Here is a 16,729-nt window from a genome sequence, read left to right on the forward strand (position 1 = left end):
CGAGGTGAATGGTCTAAACTAGGCCAAAAGCGTCTGCTGCTTCAGTAACGCGGGTGAATGTAGCGGACGCGGCAAACAGCGCGATGAACACCGCAACACCTCTGCGCCACGTGTCGTGTAGCAATGGGAATAGGCGATCTGTCAGCAGGATGATCGGTAGGATCATGGCGTAGATCGCGAATTGGCAGGCTTCCAGCCCAAAGGTGAATGCCAATAGGTCGAGGAAATCAAACTGACCTGCAAACATTGCCTGAGACGCAGAGGCGGCAAACCCGTAGCCATGGACCAGCCCAATGACGAACAACGCTAACCAACCCAGCGGATGTCTGATCTGAAAGCATATAAAAGCGCCAGCAACAACGATCGATAGCGCAATGCTAAATTCCACCAACGGTATGAACCAGATCGTTGCCGGGGCGATGCCGTAGAGGCCGGCAGCAAGAGTGATCATATGTCCAATGGTGAAGGCCGAAGCCATCCCCAGAGCTTGGCGCCAGCTTTGTGCGGCAATAGCGATAAGGACAATTATGGCCAGGTGATCAAGACCAAAGTAAATATGTTCTGCTCCGATTAAGGCCGCATCGCGCATAACGATCCATTTGTTTGAAGCCGCTGGATACGAGACATCCAGCACCCCAATCATCGCCTGCGTCTCGATTGAGTTGCTGCGATGTAGCTTCACGACAGTTCCAAACCTGTCCATCACCTGAAAATTCTTACCAAGATCCGAAGCAACGCGCAGATCCTGATTTAGAGATCCAGCCGGGACCGAAAGCGCGACGTCTACAGTGAGGTCGAAGTATGGCAAGGCTGCCACATTTGTTTGGGCGGCCTCTTGAAATGCTGCCTTTGCAGATTTGACAGTTCCAAATGAGGGCCTCTCAGTATCAGCCCAGAACCGAACTTGCTCAACTTTCGTATCTGATCTATGCCCATCAATCCAAATAGACAACGATCGGTTCAATACGTCCAAAAGCTCAAGTGTGTTGTTTTCAATCGCATGCGCATCCAGAAAAGTGTCAGCACCGTTGCTGATACCAAATGGGGGTAAGCGAGTTTCGCTCTGTCCTTGCCAATCGTCGGGAAGCAGAGCCAAAGGAGCGGGCATGCGAATGAGAACGAGTGCTTGGTCTCCGCCGTCGTCAACAATGTGGATGATCCGCGGGTCGGAATAGCTGAAGTGAGCGTATCCTCGCTGCGGCCACCAGCAGAGCGCTAGTAAGAGAACTAAAACACCCGTTAAGATAGGCTGGCGTCGTGTATATTTCGAGGAGCTCAACCAAGCCATGTTCGCCTCCTTAAGAAGGGTGGCGGCTTGGGGTGCCGCAGCCCGTTTTCGTATTTGGATTATCTTCAGGAGCGCGGGTCCCAGAAATTCCGATTATTCTGCTTTTCGTCCAGAATGCCGTTGGGCGCGCTGACGATTTCCATCTGCATGCCCCAAGGCGTCAGAAAATAGACCCAGTCCATCCCCTCCAACAATGTGCCCGTCAGCGGGTGAGGGCTTTCCAAGACCTGTACACCGTTATCACGCAGGTACTGGGTCGCTTCGTTGATATCATCGACATAAAAAGCGATGTGGTACCCACCGATGTCGCTGTTCTTTGGCGGGTTCGGGTTCTGATCCGGCGATGTGTATTTGAACACTTCAAAAGCCGGACCGTTGCCGCACCGAACCATTGTAATGACTTCGATGACCGCGCGCGGGTTCACGTTCAGGTTTTTTGTCATCCAGTCATCTTCAAACGGACCAAAAGGACCGAAAGAGAAAAACGCCTCGCATCCCATGATGTCGACGAGAAACTCAACGGCTTCGTCCACGTTGGGTACGGTGATGCCGATATGTTGAGTTCCCCGCATACCTGGTAGCTCGGCAAACGCAGATGCTGGAATGCCCAGAGTCAGTGCCGTGGCGCAGGCAAATTTACTTAACTTTTTTAACATCTTATCCTCCTTAAGTTTGTTAGTTATTCGGCGTTCGCACGCGATGGTTCGCACTCGTTCCTCCTCCAATGCAGCCAGGCACAAAGGCCTGACCGCACCAGGGAGAGACGCATGCGATTTCAGATGTTTTGGGCGTTCATCTCTTGCGCGATGTATTCCGCCTGTCGGATCGCCAAAGCGACAATCGTTAGCGTCGGATTGCAGGCGCCCGATGATGTGAACTGACTACCATCCGACACAAAAAGATTTGAGATGTCGTGCGATTGGCCATAGGCATTGACCACACCTTTCGCCGGATCGGCATGCATCCGGTTGGTACCCATGTTGTGAGACGCGGGATAGGCAGGCAGTTCGTAGATATCGGTTGCCCCGACCGACTCATAAATCTGAGCTGTCGACTCGTACATGTAGTTGGTCATGTTGACGTCGTTGATATGCGGGGTCTTCGACACGATTGGCACAGGCAAACCATACTGGTCTACTTCGCTATCATGCAGAGCCACCCCATTCTGCTCTTGCGCCAGGTCTTCACCCAGCACCCAGACACCAGACATATGATCATACTTCTCAAGTGCACTGGAAACGCTGCGTCCCCAGCCCGTGTTGCCTGGTTCCAAAAATGCAGCCATGAACGGCAGGCCAAGTGACAGGAACTCCAAGTAAAAACCACCAGAGAAACCGCGCGAGGGGTCGTGTTTGACGTCATCTCCGACAATGCCTGCCACCGAGGTGCCGCGGAACATGTGGACTGGCTCGGGCATGGCTGCGTAAAGGCCGCCCGTGGTATGCACCATGTAGTTCTTGCCAACCTGTCCTGATGAATTTGCGAGACCGTCGGGGAACATTGTAGAAGCGGAATTGAGCAGCAGGCGTGGGCTCTCGATTGAGTTCCCGGCAACGCAAACAATGCGTGCATTCTGCAGGTGTTGGTTACCTTCCGCGTCCGCATAAAGGACGCCGGTCACCTTCCCAGTTTCATCATGCTCAATCTTCAGCACCATGGCATCCGTGCGGACTTCACAGAATTCGGTGTCCTCAGCTCTGGGAAGTTCTGCAACCATCGTCGACCATTTGGCACCGATTGCACAGCCCTGCATACAGAACCCGATCTGCATGCAGGCCGGACGTTCATCGCGATCAATGGAGTTTATAGCCATCGGACCAGACGCGTAATCCGTGCGACCAGTGCGACGACATCCTTCTGCGAGGACGCGGAAGCCGTTGTTCCAAGGCAGGTGTGGCATGCCCGTGGTCTTGCCGGTCACACCCATTTTGAGCTCAGCCTTTTCGTACCAGGGCGTCATCTCTTCCAGTGAAAAGGGCCAATCTTCGATATTCGCGTCTGCAATTTCGCCATAGGTTGAGCGGGTCTTGAACTCAAAGTCCTTAAATCGCAGAGCGACACCCGCCCAGTGCACGGTCGATCCCCCGTAGCCCTTGACGATCCAAGCCGGCAAGTTTGGGTGGTTGACGGAACCATGCCAACCGCCGCCTGAGTATCTTTTGTCCAGCCACGACAATTTCTGGAACTGGGTCCATTCATCGTTTTCCATGTCGGTACTGTCGAACCGGGGCCCAGCTTCCAGCACGACGGATTTGATCCCTTTTTGCGCCAGTTCATACGCAAGGGTTCCACCTCCGGCACCTGAACCGATGATGACAACAACGCTGTCGTCGTCTTTTTCAAACGTAGCCATGATCGCCTCCCTTAGCCCTGAACTTGCGCCAACCGCTCTTCCAGGGTCGGGCCCGGAGGAACGAAGGTGATGTCTGAAAATCCACGGTCGATGTAGCCGCCGTGCTCAACGGAAGAGCCTTGGTATCCAAACAGCGGCCACACATCTTTGTTGTTGTAGATGGCGAAATAGGCGGTCCAGCGTACGCCTTGGAAGAAGCCTTCGTTTTGGAATTTTCGAAGGAGGCCTTCGCGTGCGTCTGGATCGTCAATTTCAACGTATGGCACCCCAAACAGGGCTTCTGCCTGCTCGTTGATCCGCTTCAGCCCATCCCGCAAGCCGTCCGCAGTGTCCGCAGCCCCCTCGGCATTTGTGGTGACCGTGTCTGCAATCGTCTGATAGTGGCTGATTTCCAGAAGGTCCGGGTGGGGATATATGTCCTGAGTCATTTGCAGAAGCGTCGCGCTTTCCGCCTCATCAAAGACGGCGGCGAAAGCAGGGCTCGCACTGCCAAGCATCGCGCTTGTCGTGACGCCAGCCATCGCAGTCGTCATTAGAAACATGCGGCGACTGACACCTGATGTGTCCAAACCCCGCCGCTTTTGACGATGGAAACGTATGTTCATTTTCTCCTCCAGATTTTAGCTGTCTTGTTGGCTGGGCGTGTTGGATCGCCCATTGAATCCCTGGGCAGCGGCGCGTACGAGGTCCCGTCGAGAAACCGTGGGGAAACTCTTGCGTCGGTCGCTGGCGAATTGCGTGGATCAGAAGCGGTGAAATCCGCCTTTCTGCGAGACGTATAGGGGCGCGATACCCTCCAGGATGCCGCGGATGTATGGAGTCGCATTTTCCGATACGATGGCTTCGCACCCGTCGATCAGATCGAAGAACCGGCCAGCGTAGTTTTCGGCAAACCCTTTCACATGCAGGTCGCCATTCTCAGCGTCCGCATATCTTTCAATGATGTGCCAGGTGTTGCCGTCGTCAGTTCGATACCATTCGTAAACCAGTGTGCCCGGCTCGTTTTGAGTTCTCGCGACGAGCTCAGTCATGAGGTCTTCGAACTTATCGCCGTTTTCTGAGGGCACACCAACTTTTAGGTGAATGTGGATCGTTTCGTTGGACATGGTTTCCTCCCTTTACTTAAAAGCCGCTCTCCTCTTGCGGCTTATGTCTTTGCTCATGCCGCGACAGAGGTCTGTGCTTCGAAGTGGATGGATCGCAGAGCTGAAACTGAAGCTGCGTGCAGGTCTTGAACGAGGGTGCGAGGAGCCCGCATGGCCTTGTCCGTGGCAAGCTCCAAACTCGTGTGAGCGGCACAAGAGACCGCACCTAATCCGAGGTCGGCATTAAAGGCGTCTACTGCCCGTGCGCCGGGTTCAACTGGGCCTTGTGTCAGGATCAGGGCATGCGCCAAAACCCGGGTGTTGGTTTCACCAAGCGGCTTCCAGCGCTGTGCTGTGCCTACGACCTTCTTGCCCCCAAGAGAGAGATTCCAGTCGCCGTCGCAGAAACTGGTCGGCGTTGGACCTGTTGCCAGCCGGTTTCCTGTGGAACCAAGCCCGTCTCGGATGATGCCGGTAATTAGCCTATAGCCATCATTGATCGTGAAGCCGCGCGGCGCGTTAAAAGTGATCGCCAGATTGACAATCCCCGACCCTTGCGGAACAGCACCGCCCCCGGTTGGCCGAGTAAAGATAGGCCAACCTCGCTTTAGCGAATGCGCTGCAGCTTCTTTGAAACCAGGGCTTTTGCGATACGAAGCCGGACAGACCAGTGCTTCGTTTTCGCTGGCCCAGAGGCCCACGGCAGATTCCCGTGCGGAAAAAAGCTTGGCTTCAAAAACCAAACCCTCTTCCGGGCTGGAAAACTGACGTAGAAGGCCGGTCATTTGCCCATTCCTTCAATTTCTTCGCATATCGAAGTCAGGAGGTCGCCCGCCGGGGCTCCGTCGAGGGCACGATGGTCAAAAGTTAATGACAGGCCCACATGCGGACGCAGTTCAATGCCGCCATCTTCACCTCTAACTGCCCTGTCAATAAGGCGCCCAATACCCAGAATGCAGATTTGCGGGGCATTGATGATTGGTGTGAAGTGCTCGACCCTGGTCAATCCAAGATTACTTACAGTGAACGTGCCGCCAGTCATTTCTGTTACGCTGAGCTTGTTGGTCTTTGCCCGAGCGGCAAGGTCTTGTCGCGCCGCCCTCAGTTCAGAAACATCCATCTCACCCGCACCGAAGATCGCTGGTGCGACCAACAAGTTGCCTGGCAAGGCAATCGCAACCGACAGATCGATTGCGCTAAAAAGTTTGACTTCTTTTCCTTCCACTCTGCCATTGGCGTCTGGGTTCTTTTTCAAAGCGCGGATGACCGCTGACATCAAAAGATCTTCAACCGAAGCCTTGATTCCTGCCTCGGCCAACCGGGCCTTTTCCGCCAAAAGAGCCGTCGCGTCGGCGCTGCCCTGATGCGTTAGCTGAGCGGCTGTCTGCAGGCTTTTCACCATCGCGTCAGCGATCATCCCGCGCACACCCTTGAGCGGGACAGTTTTCACTTCACCGCTCATTCTATCGATCCGATCACGGCGCCTTTGGCGACGACAGCATCGGCCTCTTCTTTGATGCTTATAGTCCCCGATGCTGGGGCAAGGATTTCATACTGAACCTTGGCCGTCATAATTTCGGCGATCAGGGCGCCTTCTTCGACGGTAGATCCATCATCAACCAGCCAGCTTGTGATGACGGTTTCCTCGTCCTCTTCCCAAAGGTCCGAAGGGATAACGATATCAGTTGCCATTTAGGCACTCCTTCCTTGTTCGGGGCCGCAATGTGCTGCCCCGTGCTTGTTGGTTTCCACTGGTGTTTAGATCAGGCGGCTTTCATGTCGTTCCAGGCTGCGACGATCTTGTCCGGGTTCGGCAAGCAGTGTTGCTCCATGACGCGTGAGAACGGGATCGGCACATCCGGGAACGCGATCCGCTTTGGCGCAGCTTTCAGCACCGAGATGTCATGCTCTGTAACTGTCGCGATGATTTCACCGGAGACACCATAACTCATGTAGTCTTCGTCAACGACGATCAGTCGGCCGGTCTTGGCCACCGAGGCGCGGATCGTTTCTCGGTCCAGCGGCACGAGGCTGACGAGGTCGACAACTTCGGCACTAACGCCTTGCGCTTCCAGCTTGGCAGCCGCCTTCAATGCGTTGTGAACGCCCATGCCAAGGCTAACAATGGTGACATCTGAACCTTCGCGAACCACTTTGGCCTTGCCGATTTCCACGGTGTAACTTTCCTCGGGAACATGAACCGTTGCTCCGGCCTCGGTACCTAACCACCCCATCCCTTGAAGGCTTTTGTGGTACATGTAGACCACGGGGCTATCGTCACGCATTGCTGCCGTCATCAACCCTTTGGCGTCGTAAGCGTTGGAAGGAGCCACGACTTTCATACCCGGTAAATGGGCAAATGTGCCGTAGACACATTGCGAGTGCTGACCAGCGTCCGAGTAGCCGCCTCCGGTCGAAGTCATCAGCACCATCGGTACTTTGAAATTGCCACCCGAGAAGTAGATGTTCTTGGCCATTAGATTGTAGATCGCATCGAAGCAAACGCCGAAGAAGTCCACGAACATCAATTCTACGACCGGCCGCATACCATCCTGGGCTGCACCAACTGCGGCACCAATAAACGCTGTTTCCGAGATCGGAGTGTCGCGAACCCGTTCGGCGCCAAACTCGTCCAAGAGGCCGCGCGTATTGCCGTAAACTCCGCCCAGTGCACCGATATCTTCACCCATTACGAATACGGAAGGGTCAATCTGCATTTCCTGCTGCATCGCTTCGGCCATAGCTCGGGCGATAGTCAGCTTTCTTTCGTTTGGTTTGTTCATTTTTCCTCCCTCCAGCTCAGGCAAAGACTGCTGTCAGTGCATCTTCAGGTTCTGGCTCTTCGCTTTCCCGGGCGAATTTGATTGCAGCCTCGACGCGTGCCGCGCTTTCGGCTTCGATTGCGTCGAGCTCAGCTTCGGTGGCTATGCCATCGGCAAGCATTTTGGTCCGCATCTTCGGGATTGGATCCTTCTCGAAAAGCGCGTCCTTTTCGCCTTCTGGCCGATAGCCTTCCGCATCTCCCATGAAATGCCCCGCCAGGCGATATGTCTCGATTTCCAGAAGGGTCGGACCTTCGCCAGCGCGTGCGCGCGTTATGGCTTCTCCGGCTGCGTCATAGATCGCGAAAGGATCATTACCTTCGATGCGTTTCCCGGGGATGCCGTAAGCCGCAGCGCGATCCGCATTGTTCGTAACGGCTGTTGAGGCTTCTTTGGAAACGGAGATGCCCCATGCATTGTCCTCGATCACGCAGACAAAGGGCAAGTTCCAAACGGCGGCCAAATTCATGGCTTCATGCCAACCGCCCTGGTTAACTGCGCCTTCGCCAACAAACGCGACCGCTACTCCGGGTTTGTTTTGCATCTTGCGGGAAAGTGCCGCGCCTACGGCTGGCCCCATGCCTTGGGCGATGATCCCCGAGCAGGCAAAATTCACGTCAGCATCAAAGATATGCATGTGACCACCGCGCCCACCGGACAGGCCTGTCTTTTTCCCAAAGATTTCTGCTGCCATTTTGTCCAGATCGACACCCTTGGCGATCGCTTGATGGTGTGGGCGATGCGTTGCTGTTACGACGTCATCAGGGTTGAGGTGCGCACATACGCCGACGGCGACCGGCTCCTGACCGTCGCTGAGATGCATTTCCCCAGGGATCGGTCCGTTAGCCATATTAAAAACGGGCGTTTTGCCCTCGAAATAGATGCCCGCAATAGTTTCTTCGAACCGGCGGCTCGTGACCATATTGCGATACATCCAATGCTGTTCTTCGCGAGTTGGTGTCATGCGCTCCTCCCAAGCATGCGATCATGATGTCGCTCATGTTTCGTTGGGAAGGCTGGCGAGAAGCGCTGAATTCGGCAAGGAACTCGTTGGTCCTGCATCTCGCCAATTGCTTAACTGTCTCACCGCGAGACAGTTTGAGACAGTTTGAGACAACGGCACCCCAAACTTTCACCACCACCGCCTGTGGGTACGTACCAAAACCGATATTGGAGATTCACCCAAATTATTCTCAGAATCGGAAAACTGAACTCCGATTTAGATCAATTTATCCGGCTGGGTGTTCAATCTACGTATGAGCCGTCAAACATCCATCCGGAGATGCCCAATGAAAGCAATGACCCTTATTGAGTACGGCGAGAACGCAAAGTTCGAACTCGCTGAGATTGATACGCCCACTGCCGACCCCGGCTATGTTATCGTGCGCGTTGCAGCCACCAGCGTGAACACAGTGGATACTATGATCCGCGCGATGGGCACGGATCTCCCTCTCTCGCCCGAACTACCCGCTGTTCTGGGTATGGACTTTGCTGGAACTGTCGAGGCCGTTGGGGACGGCGTGAGAGGCTTCAAGGTAGGCGATGAGGTTTACGGATGTGCTGGCGGTCTACTGAAGCTACAGGGCGCACTGGCTGAATACATGGTCGCTGATGCGCGTCTTATTGCACACAAACCCAAGTCCCTTTCGATGCGAGAAGCTGCTGCGATCCCGTTGGTCGGCATTACTGCCTATGAGGGGCTGACCCGCGCAGGTACTCAAGCAGGTCAGAAGGTTCTGGTGCAAGGTGGTGCCGGTGGAGTCGGCCACTTAGCCGTGCAAGTTGCCAGGCATATTGGTGCAGACGTCTTCGCAACCGGAACCGGTGCGTCGCAACTTGAAATGATCGAGAGCTACGGTGCGACGGCAATCGATTTCATGAAGGAGAAGGTCGCAGACTATGTCGAGGAACACACTGCTGGTGCAGGTTTCGAGACCATCTTTGACTCGGTCGGCGGCCCAAACATGACCAACTCCTTCGAGGCGGCAGCGCTGAACGGCAACATCGCCTCAACCGTTGCTTTGGTCGAACTGGACCTTACTCCTGCACATTTCAAAGGTTTGTCTCTGCACATCATCTTCATGCTGATCCCGATGATCCACGACCATAAACGCGAAGAGCATGGCGTGATCCTTGCCAAGCTGGCCGAGATCGTAGACGCAGGCGCGTTGAAGCCACTGCTTGATGACCAGCGTTTCGGGTTTGAACAAGTTGGTGATGCTTATGATCGACTGACCAGTGGTCAAGCCATCGGCAAGGTCGTTGTCGAACTCTGAGGCACTTCACCAAAACCAAACTCTCGGGCAGCGCGCATTCCATATGCGCCGCTGCCCTCTTTTCTTTCCTCGAACTCAGTTTGAGAACTAAAGGAACTAAATTACGATGCATTCGGCGACCCGACAAAATTCTGACGCTCGGTCCAACGAACTGGATCCTGCACCGAGGACATATGCTTCTGGTGTTAGTCTGCTCAGGCGTAGCCGGTTCGACCTGGACCTGAATCAACAATGCGCTCCGGACGATGTCAGGGATTGGCTGTTGAACACAGCAGTTCTGACTAAAGACACCATCGATCTTACAAAAGAGTTTGCGGAAAGGTTGGTGCAAGCTGGGTTGGGGGTTGGTCGTCTGAGTCTCAATGTTGGAACGCTGCATCCGCAAGCCTTTGGATATGCGTGGAACTGGAGCACAACCGACGGGTTTTGCGATGAGATTCAAATTGGCGAGGACACCCTTTATTCTGATGGCTACAGAAAAAACCCTCTTTTCAACGTGATGGAGTACGGCCGAACGGTTCGGGTGGCTCTTGAAAACGATGAAGGCGAAGCGGCAAGCCCTCTCATGAAGAGTCTTGGTAAGGAGGGTTTCTCCGAATATGTGGCGCTTCCGATGTCTGCGAGTTGCGGCAGATTTAACGCGATCACGCTGGCCACGCGACAGCAAGGCGGATTCAAGACGGACCAACTGGAAAGTTTGATCCTCTTGATCAAGCTGTTCGGTTTGCATGTGGATCGACACGTCGCAGAGCGGATTACGAAGAACATCTCCTATACCTATCTTGGATGGGAAGCAGGCGACCGCGTTGCAAGCGGGACGATCCGGCGGGGAACGGGCGTTCCGATCAGGGCAGTTGTATGGAGCTCTGATATGCGTGGTTTTACTACGCTTTCGGAAAACATGGACAACCAATCCGTCGCAACGGTGCTCGATCATTACTTCACAGCCATGGCAGACGCAGTAAATCAGCATGGCGGCGACGTCTTGAAATTTATTGGTGACGGTATGCTCGCCGTGTTTCCATTTGCTTCTTTTGAAACGTCTCAAAGCGCCGCTCAAGCGGCTGTTGAAGCCGCGCGACAAGCACTATCTGAGCTGGATTTACTGAACGAGCGCATGCGTAGTGAAACGGCTTGGACTCCACTACATGCGGGCATTGGTTTGCACTTGGGTGAAATCTTCTTTGGAAACATCGGTGCGGCGCAGCGCTTGGATTTTACCGTCATTGGCGATGCCGTAAATCTGGCAAGCCGTATCGAGGGCTGCTGTAAACACCTGAAACGAGACCTGCTTTTCTCTTCAGACGTCGCATGCCTTCTTGATGACAAGGTCGAGTCTCTGGGCACACGATATCTCAAAGGATTCAACAAATCAAAGCAACTGTTTTCATTGCGTTCAATGGTTTGAAGGTTGGTAATGACCGTATTTTCCGGATTATTATATAAATATTTTAAATACTGAAATCTGATTATGCCCATTTATTAAAGTTTTCCAGTCAATAGATTGCGGTTCGGGCAGGGTGTTTTTCAAGAACCGCTTCGCCCTTAGGGAAACGCCAACCTCCAAAACCGTTCTTGTCCGAACGGTTCGAAACAGGAAATGAGGAACCAAAATGAAGTATGAGAACTTCAGCACGTTTAACGTGAAGGTTGAGAACGCAATCGCTACCGTCACGTTTGATTTCGGATCCGTCAACGTTCAGGGTCAGGAAATGCTGGCTGATCTGAACAGCCTCGCGATGCGGCTGGAGAGGGATCGCAGCGTAAAAGTTGTGGTCTTTGAATCTGCCAATCCGGAAATCTGGGTCTGTCACTATGACACTGAACTGTTGAAAGACATTTCGACCGAGGCTGTGTCGCGCGATGAAGCCAAGCTGCTGGACTTGCAAGCCGTCTGCGAAAGGATCAGCCGTGTACCACAGGCGACCATCGCTAAACTGGAAGGCTTCGCCCGTGGTGGCGGTCACGAGTTGGCCCTGGCGCTGGACATGCGATTTGCAGCACGCGGTAAGTTCAAGTTTATGCAGATGGAAGTCGGCATGGGTATCCTGCCTTGCGGCGGCGGTGCATCACGCATGGCCCGTCAAACGGGTCTGGGTCGCGCACTGGAAATCATCCTCAGCGCGCAGGACTATGATGCGGATGACGCGGAACGGTTCGGCACCATCAACAAGGCGCTGGAACCAGACGAGATCGGACCATTTGTCGACGCGCTGGCCAAACGCATCGCACAGTTCCCGGCGGAGTCGATCAATGCCTGCAAACAAATGGTCTACGAGTCCATCGATAAGCCGATTGATGAGGCTCTGAAAGCTGAAGCCTATTGGCTGTATCAGGCAACCAGCAAAACCCCTGCGGTCAAACGCTTTGCTATCGCAGATGAGCAGGGACTCGAGCATGACATCGAAAACCAGCGCAACTGGAGCGAACTGGTGATGAAGGTTCAGGACATCAACTGATGTCTGCCACCCAGAACAAGGAAACCGTTCAAAGCTTTTTTGAGCGGTTTTCTGAAACCGATGTTGAGGGGGCACTGGCCTTGCTGGACGCGGACGTCGTTTGGCAAGCGATGGGCCTCAAAAGCAACCCACCTGTGGATACACGGATGGATCGACAAGGAATAGCGGAGCTTATCAAAAAGATGCGTGAAAGAATGCCTGATGGCCTTCAGCTTGCGCCGACAGGCTGGACTGCAGAAGGTGATCGGGTCGCGATGGAAATGGAGTCCTACGGGACCAAAGTGAACGGAACTGTCTACAACAACTTCTACCATTTCTTGGTGACGTTGAAGGACGGCAAGATCACTGCAATCCGCGAATACATGGACACGCTGCATCTCAAGCAGGTCCTAATTGACGACGTCTGACCAAAATCTGCGCAGCTGACGGGCGATTTCCAAGTCCAGACGTTGTTAGGCGGCGGACCCGGTGCCCGCGATTTTAGACAACTTCACTTGCTGCTGCGGCGCTATAGGCGGCGCGGCCTCCCACAAACGGAGACTAATGTAATCATGTCAGTCACTTCACTGGAACGGGCTCGTACAATCGAGCGACCTACACGAGACGAGATGTTGCAACGCGCACCTTCTGTTCAACAATTCTGGACCAAGAACCGGGACTTGTTCAAAGACGCCTGGACTGATTGGGAAAGTTTAGAGGGACGAGAACACGTGCTCGACTCGTCCCTTTTTCATCCACAACTGCGATCGGCTGTCGAGCAAGCATGGGATGACCCAACCAAAGAGGCAGCGGTTCGAGAACTTTGGAATGAAGTATTTCCTGGTGTTTACGCGACACAGTTCTTCGACCCGCAACGGCTCGCCGCTCTCAGGGATTACCTGGACGAGGTATCCAGCGCGGAAATTCCACTACGTCCTCCCTATGGGATCGTGCTGAACCGGGGCGGCGCGCTGCTTGATCCGCGTTCGGAAGGGTATCTTGCGGCCCCAAGTTTCCAAGCGTTTTATAAAGGGCTGATGGACAGCTATATGAGGCCGGTTTCTCGTCTGCTGTTCCCCGATGTTGTCGGCTATGACACACAAACCTTTGGGTTCTCGATCCGCTGGCAAGAAAACAAAGATACCTCGTTGCGCCCGCATACCGACGCGTCCGCTGTGACGCTCAACATCAATCTGAACCTGCCGGGCGAGGATTTTTCAGGTTCTGCTGTCAGCTTTTTTGACAATGAAACGCGTCAGGTCAGCAAGCTTACATTCGAGCCTGGCACTGCATTGATACACCATGGCAGTGTGCCCCATGCGTCCGAGCCGATCACCAGCGGCGAGCGCTACAACTTTGTGCTCTGGCTCTACGGTGAAAACGGTCAGATCCCACCTCAAGGGGCGGAGCACAAGGAAATAGACGCGCGTCAGCGTTGGACTGTGCCAGCGGCCTCGTCTGACAATTTTGCACCGTTTTAGCAGAGTCGTTGAATCAGCTTCATCGGTGCAAAACAAACCTCGTCAGTCTGCACAGCGTTACCAGGTTACAAAATTGTGCCTGGTTGCGGTGCAGCTGACGAGCCGCGACAACCAGGATTGACTCCGTATGATCCACCGAAGTCACAACCGAAGTGAGGGCTAAAATGTCCAGAGTGATCGTGTATTTCGCCCATCCCGGTCAGCGCCATAGCCGAGCAAATACGGTCATGGCAAAAGCGGCCAAGGATGTTGAGGGTTTAACCTTCGTCGATCTTTACGCCGAATACCCCCGCCACGACATAAATGTCGAACAGGAACAGCGTCGCATGCTCGATCACGACGTGATCGTGTTTCAGTTTCCGCTGTATTGGTACTCGACGCCGAGCCTTCTGAAAGAGTGGCAGGACCTCGTTCTGCAACATGGGTTTGCATATGGTCACGGCGGGAACAAGCTGACAGGCAAGTCGATGGTGCTTGCAATCACCACTGGCGGGTCTGAAGAGGCTTATACCGCCGCAGGGTATCAAAACTTTCCACTACGCTCCTTTCTGTATCCGCTTGAGCAAACCGCACGCCTCTGCCGGATGACTTTCGTGACGCCATATGTGCTGTACTCCGCTCTGCAGGCGGATGAGGAAGGTGCCATCGCAAAACACACAAACGGCTACACGAAACTGTTGAACGCGCTTCAGGACGAGACCTTTGATTTCGGAAAGGCTGAGCAACAAGACATCATGACATTTTCCGATCTGCCCATCCGAGAAAAGGCCTGACCCATGAACGATTTTTTGCTCCTCGCGTTCGTCTTTCTGACAGCTGGTGTTGTCGCGGTCCCTATTGCTACACGTTTGGGTCTGGGGTCAGTCTTGGGTTACCTGATCGCTGGCATTGCGATCAGCCCTGTGCTGGTGGCACTCGGCGTAGATGTAATCTCGATCCAGCATTTCGCTGAATTCGGCGTCGTGATGATGCTGTTCCTTGTCGGGTTGGAGCTTGAGCCCAGAATGCTCTGGGCCATGCGATCCAAGCTGCTTGGTTTAGGCGGACTTCAGGTTGCTGCGACAACCGGTCTTGTGATGGTCGTCGCGCTTTTCTTTGGGCAGCCCTGGACGGTTTCTCTTGCTATCGGCATGGTCCTCGCTTTGTCCTCGACGGCGATTGTCTTGCAGACCCTAAACGAAAAAGGGTTGATGAAAACGGAGGGAGGTCAGTCAAGCTTCTCCGTCTTGCTTTTTCAGGATATCGCAGTCATTCCGATGTTGGCATTTATCCCTCTTCTCGCATTACCGGAACTCTCAGATATTTCGCTCGGTGTCGTCTCCAACACAGGTCACGGGGCTGAAGTGGCTCATACTGTAGACTCGCACGCATCCGATGGGCACGGAAGCGATGGTCACGCAAGCCTCAGCCTCGTGGACGGTCTGGCCGGTTGGCAAGTTGCATCCGTAACGATCGGAGCAGTCGCCGCCATCGTTCTCGGTGGCACATTCCTGACCCGTCCGATCTTTCGCTTCATCGCGATGGCTGGCCTGCGTGAACTATTTGTGGCAACCGCTCTTCTCTTCGTTATCGGAATTGCGCTTTTGATGATCGTCGTCGGCTTGTCCCCAGCGCTTGGGACCTTCTTAGCCGGTGTGGTTCTTGCGAACAGCGAATACAGGCACGAGTTGGAATCGAACATAGATCCATTCAGAGGGCTTCTTCTGGGGTTGTTCTTTATTACCGTCGGTGCAGGAATTGATTTTGCGCTGCTTGGCGAGAACTTCGTGCCCATCTTGGCACTGACGCTTGGCGTGATCCTTTTGAAAGCCAGTGTTCTGTTTGCTTTGGCTTACATCTTCCGGATTAAAGGAAACGACAAGTGGCTCTTTGGATTGGGGCTTGCTCAAGCTGGGGAATTCGGGTTCGTTTTGCTATCCTTCACCGTCGCAAGCCACGTCATCCCGAAACCAATCGCTGATCAACTGCTGTTGGTTGTCGCGCTGTCCATGCTGCTTACTCCGGCCTTGTTCATCATCTACGAAAAACTCGTTCTGCCCCGTTCCGCCCAGGAACAGGAACGAGAAACAGACGCAATTGATGAGGACGGGGACGTGATTATTGTGGGTCACGGGCGTTTTGGTGGTGTCGTCAACCGAATGCTGCGCGCGGCGGGGTATACCACAACCGTTCTCGACTACAGCGCGTCACATCTCGAACTGCTCCGTTCGTTTGGTTTCAAAGTGTTTTTCGGAGATGCTACCAGGCCAGACCTGTTGCATGCGGCAGGAATATCTAAAGCACGGCTGCTGGTGGTCGCGATTGACGGGAAAGAGCAGATCAATTCTTTGGTACACCACGTGCGCCATAGCTACCCGAATGTAAAAATCATCGCGCGGGCGATAGACCGTCAGCATGTCTACGACCTCTATGCGGCCGGCGTGCAAGAAATCATTCGCGAGACGTTTGACTCCTCGGTGCGAACCGGGCGGTCGGCGTTTGAAATCTTGGGCATGCACCCTTTTGAAGCCGAACTGCTCGCGCGGCAATTTTCAGAGGATGACCGGCACATTCTTCAGGAAATGGCTGAAGTCTATGATCCCAATATCCCGTTGCAGGAAAACGCTGCCTACATCGAGAAATCACGGGCGCTGATGGAGGAACGCGATGCGCAGATTTTCGGTAAAGGCGATGCTTACGGTGATCGAACAGATTCCGGTTGGTTGCCGCCGTCCGGGAAGGATGTCGAGGCAGTTAAGGCAAATCACGTGAAAACCAAGAAGGCTTAACATCAATAGAGTATAGTTCAGAACGGAAACCAGCGAGTCTCAGTCAGAAAGCGGATCAGGTTTCTGCGTGTGTCGAGCGGTAGAATCGCCGGGAAAGTACCCGACAAATACAACAGATCAAACCCTGCTAGGCTCCAGACTCATTGATTTACAGCCAGAATAGGACCGTAGCCGCGAGCGCGATGGCTGACAGGAAGACCTTGGGGCATCTGTCATAG

17 protein-coding genes are annotated in these 16,729 nt (G+C 54.0%); 7 read left to right on the forward strand and 10 right to left on the reverse strand.

Annotated elements, in window-relative coordinates; all coding sequences use genetic code 11:
- Nucleotides 1–13: 13 nt before the first annotated feature.
- From ACR0EZ_RS19160 to ACR0EZ_RS19205, 10 genes are all read right to left on the reverse strand, one after another.
- On the reverse strand, nucleotides 14–1,288 hold the full coding sequence (locus ACR0EZ_RS19160) for a HupE/UreJ family protein (protein ID WP_480616131.1): 1,275 nt from the start codon (nucleotides 1,286–1,288) through the stop codon (nucleotides 14–16).
- Nucleotides 1,289–1,353: 65 nt separating this feature from the next.
- Nucleotides 1,354–1,944, reverse strand: coding sequence for a VOC family protein (locus ACR0EZ_RS19165; protein WP_480616133.1), 591 nt, complete (start codon nucleotides 1,942–1,944; stop codon nucleotides 1,354–1,356).
- A 119-nt stretch (nucleotides 1,945–2,063) separates the two neighbouring features.
- Nucleotides 2,064–3,641 (reverse strand): GMC family oxidoreductase, encoded by a 1,578-nt coding sequence (locus ACR0EZ_RS19170; protein ID WP_480616135.1) that lies wholly within the window; start codon nucleotides 3,639–3,641, stop codon nucleotides 2,064–2,066.
- A gap of 11 nt (nucleotides 3,642–3,652) precedes the next feature.
- Nucleotides 3,653–4,246 (reverse strand): hypothetical protein, encoded by a 594-nt coding sequence (locus ACR0EZ_RS19175; RefSeq protein ID WP_480616137.1) that lies wholly within the window; start codon nucleotides 4,244–4,246, stop codon nucleotides 3,653–3,655.
- A gap of 138 nt (nucleotides 4,247–4,384) precedes the next feature.
- Nucleotides 4,385–4,747 carry a putative quinol monooxygenase gene (locus ACR0EZ_RS19180; protein WP_480616139.1) on the reverse strand — a complete coding sequence of 121 codons (363 nt, stop codon included), beginning with the start codon at nucleotides 4,745–4,747 and terminating at the stop codon, nucleotides 4,385–4,387.
- A gap of 53 nt (nucleotides 4,748–4,800) precedes the next feature.
- Nucleotides 4,801–5,511, reverse strand: coding sequence for a lipoyl protein ligase domain-containing protein (locus tag ACR0EZ_RS19185; RefSeq protein ID WP_480616141.1), 711 nt, complete (start codon nucleotides 5,509–5,511; stop codon nucleotides 4,801–4,803).
- The gene (locus tag ACR0EZ_RS19190; RefSeq protein ID WP_480616143.1) at nucleotides 5,508–6,188 is read right to left on the reverse strand and encodes a 2-oxo acid dehydrogenase subunit E2; all 681 of its coding nucleotides are present in this window, start codon (nucleotides 6,186–6,188) and stop codon (nucleotides 5,508–5,510) included. The genes ACR0EZ_RS19185 and ACR0EZ_RS19190 overlap by 4 nt, the downstream gene beginning before the upstream one ends.
- Nucleotides 6,185–6,418, reverse strand: a complete 234-nt coding sequence (locus ACR0EZ_RS19195) for a biotin/lipoyl-containing protein (RefSeq protein ID WP_480616145.1) — start codon at nucleotides 6,416–6,418, stop codon at nucleotides 6,185–6,187. Before ACR0EZ_RS19195 ends, ACR0EZ_RS19190 begins: the two co-directional genes overlap by 4 nt.
- Nucleotides 6,419–6,489: 71 nt before the next feature.
- Nucleotides 6,490–7,509 (reverse strand): alpha-ketoacid dehydrogenase subunit beta, encoded by a 1,020-nt coding sequence (locus tag ACR0EZ_RS19200; protein WP_480616147.1) that lies wholly within the window; start codon nucleotides 7,507–7,509, stop codon nucleotides 6,490–6,492.
- A gap of 16 nt (nucleotides 7,510–7,525) precedes the next feature.
- A complete protein-coding gene (locus ACR0EZ_RS19205) occupies nucleotides 7,526–8,512 on the reverse strand; it encodes a thiamine pyrophosphate-dependent dehydrogenase E1 component subunit alpha (protein WP_480616149.1) in 987 nt (328 codons plus the stop codon).
- A 325-nt stretch (nucleotides 8,513–8,837) separates the two neighbouring features.
- On the opposite strand from ACR0EZ_RS19205, the gene ACR0EZ_RS19210 reads away from it, so the two are divergent.
- From ACR0EZ_RS19210 to ACR0EZ_RS19240, 7 genes are all read left to right on the forward strand, one after another.
- Entirely contained in the window at nucleotides 8,838–9,824 is a 987-nt protein-coding gene (locus tag ACR0EZ_RS19210; RefSeq protein WP_480616151.1) for a zinc-dependent alcohol dehydrogenase family protein, read from the forward strand.
- Between the two features lie 262 nt (nucleotides 9,825–10,086).
- Nucleotides 10,087–11,232, forward strand: a complete 1,146-nt coding sequence (locus tag ACR0EZ_RS19215) for an adenylate/guanylate cyclase domain-containing protein (RefSeq protein ID WP_480616153.1) — start codon at nucleotides 10,087–10,089, stop codon at nucleotides 11,230–11,232.
- A 205-nt stretch (nucleotides 11,233–11,437) separates the two neighbouring features.
- Complete coding sequence (locus ACR0EZ_RS19220) at nucleotides 11,438–12,283, forward strand: enoyl-CoA hydratase/isomerase family protein (RefSeq protein WP_480616155.1); 846 nt, start codon at nucleotides 11,438–11,440, stop codon at nucleotides 12,281–12,283.
- The gene (locus tag ACR0EZ_RS19225; protein WP_480616157.1) at nucleotides 12,283–12,690 is read left to right on the forward strand and encodes a nuclear transport factor 2 family protein; all 408 of its coding nucleotides are present in this window, start codon (nucleotides 12,283–12,285) and stop codon (nucleotides 12,688–12,690) included. Before ACR0EZ_RS19220 ends, ACR0EZ_RS19225 begins: the two co-directional genes overlap by 1 nt.
- A gap of 201 nt (nucleotides 12,691–12,891) precedes the next feature.
- A complete protein-coding gene (locus ACR0EZ_RS19230) occupies nucleotides 12,892–13,743 on the forward strand; it encodes a 2OG-Fe(II) oxygenase family protein (protein ID WP_480616159.1) in 852 nt (283 codons plus the stop codon).
- Between the two features lie 164 nt (nucleotides 13,744–13,907).
- Nucleotides 13,908–14,516 carry an NAD(P)H-dependent oxidoreductase gene (locus ACR0EZ_RS19235; RefSeq protein WP_480616161.1) on the forward strand — a complete coding sequence of 203 codons (609 nt, stop codon included), beginning with the start codon at nucleotides 13,908–13,910 and terminating at the stop codon, nucleotides 14,514–14,516.
- 3 nt (nucleotides 14,517–14,519) lie between these two features.
- Nucleotides 14,520–16,511, forward strand: a complete 1,992-nt coding sequence (locus ACR0EZ_RS19240; protein ID WP_480616163.1) for a cation:proton antiporter domain-containing protein — start codon at nucleotides 14,520–14,522, stop codon at nucleotides 16,509–16,511.
- Nucleotides 16,512–16,729: the final 218 nt, after the last annotated feature.

The organism is Ruegeria sp. AK4 (genome assembly GCF_056541025.1).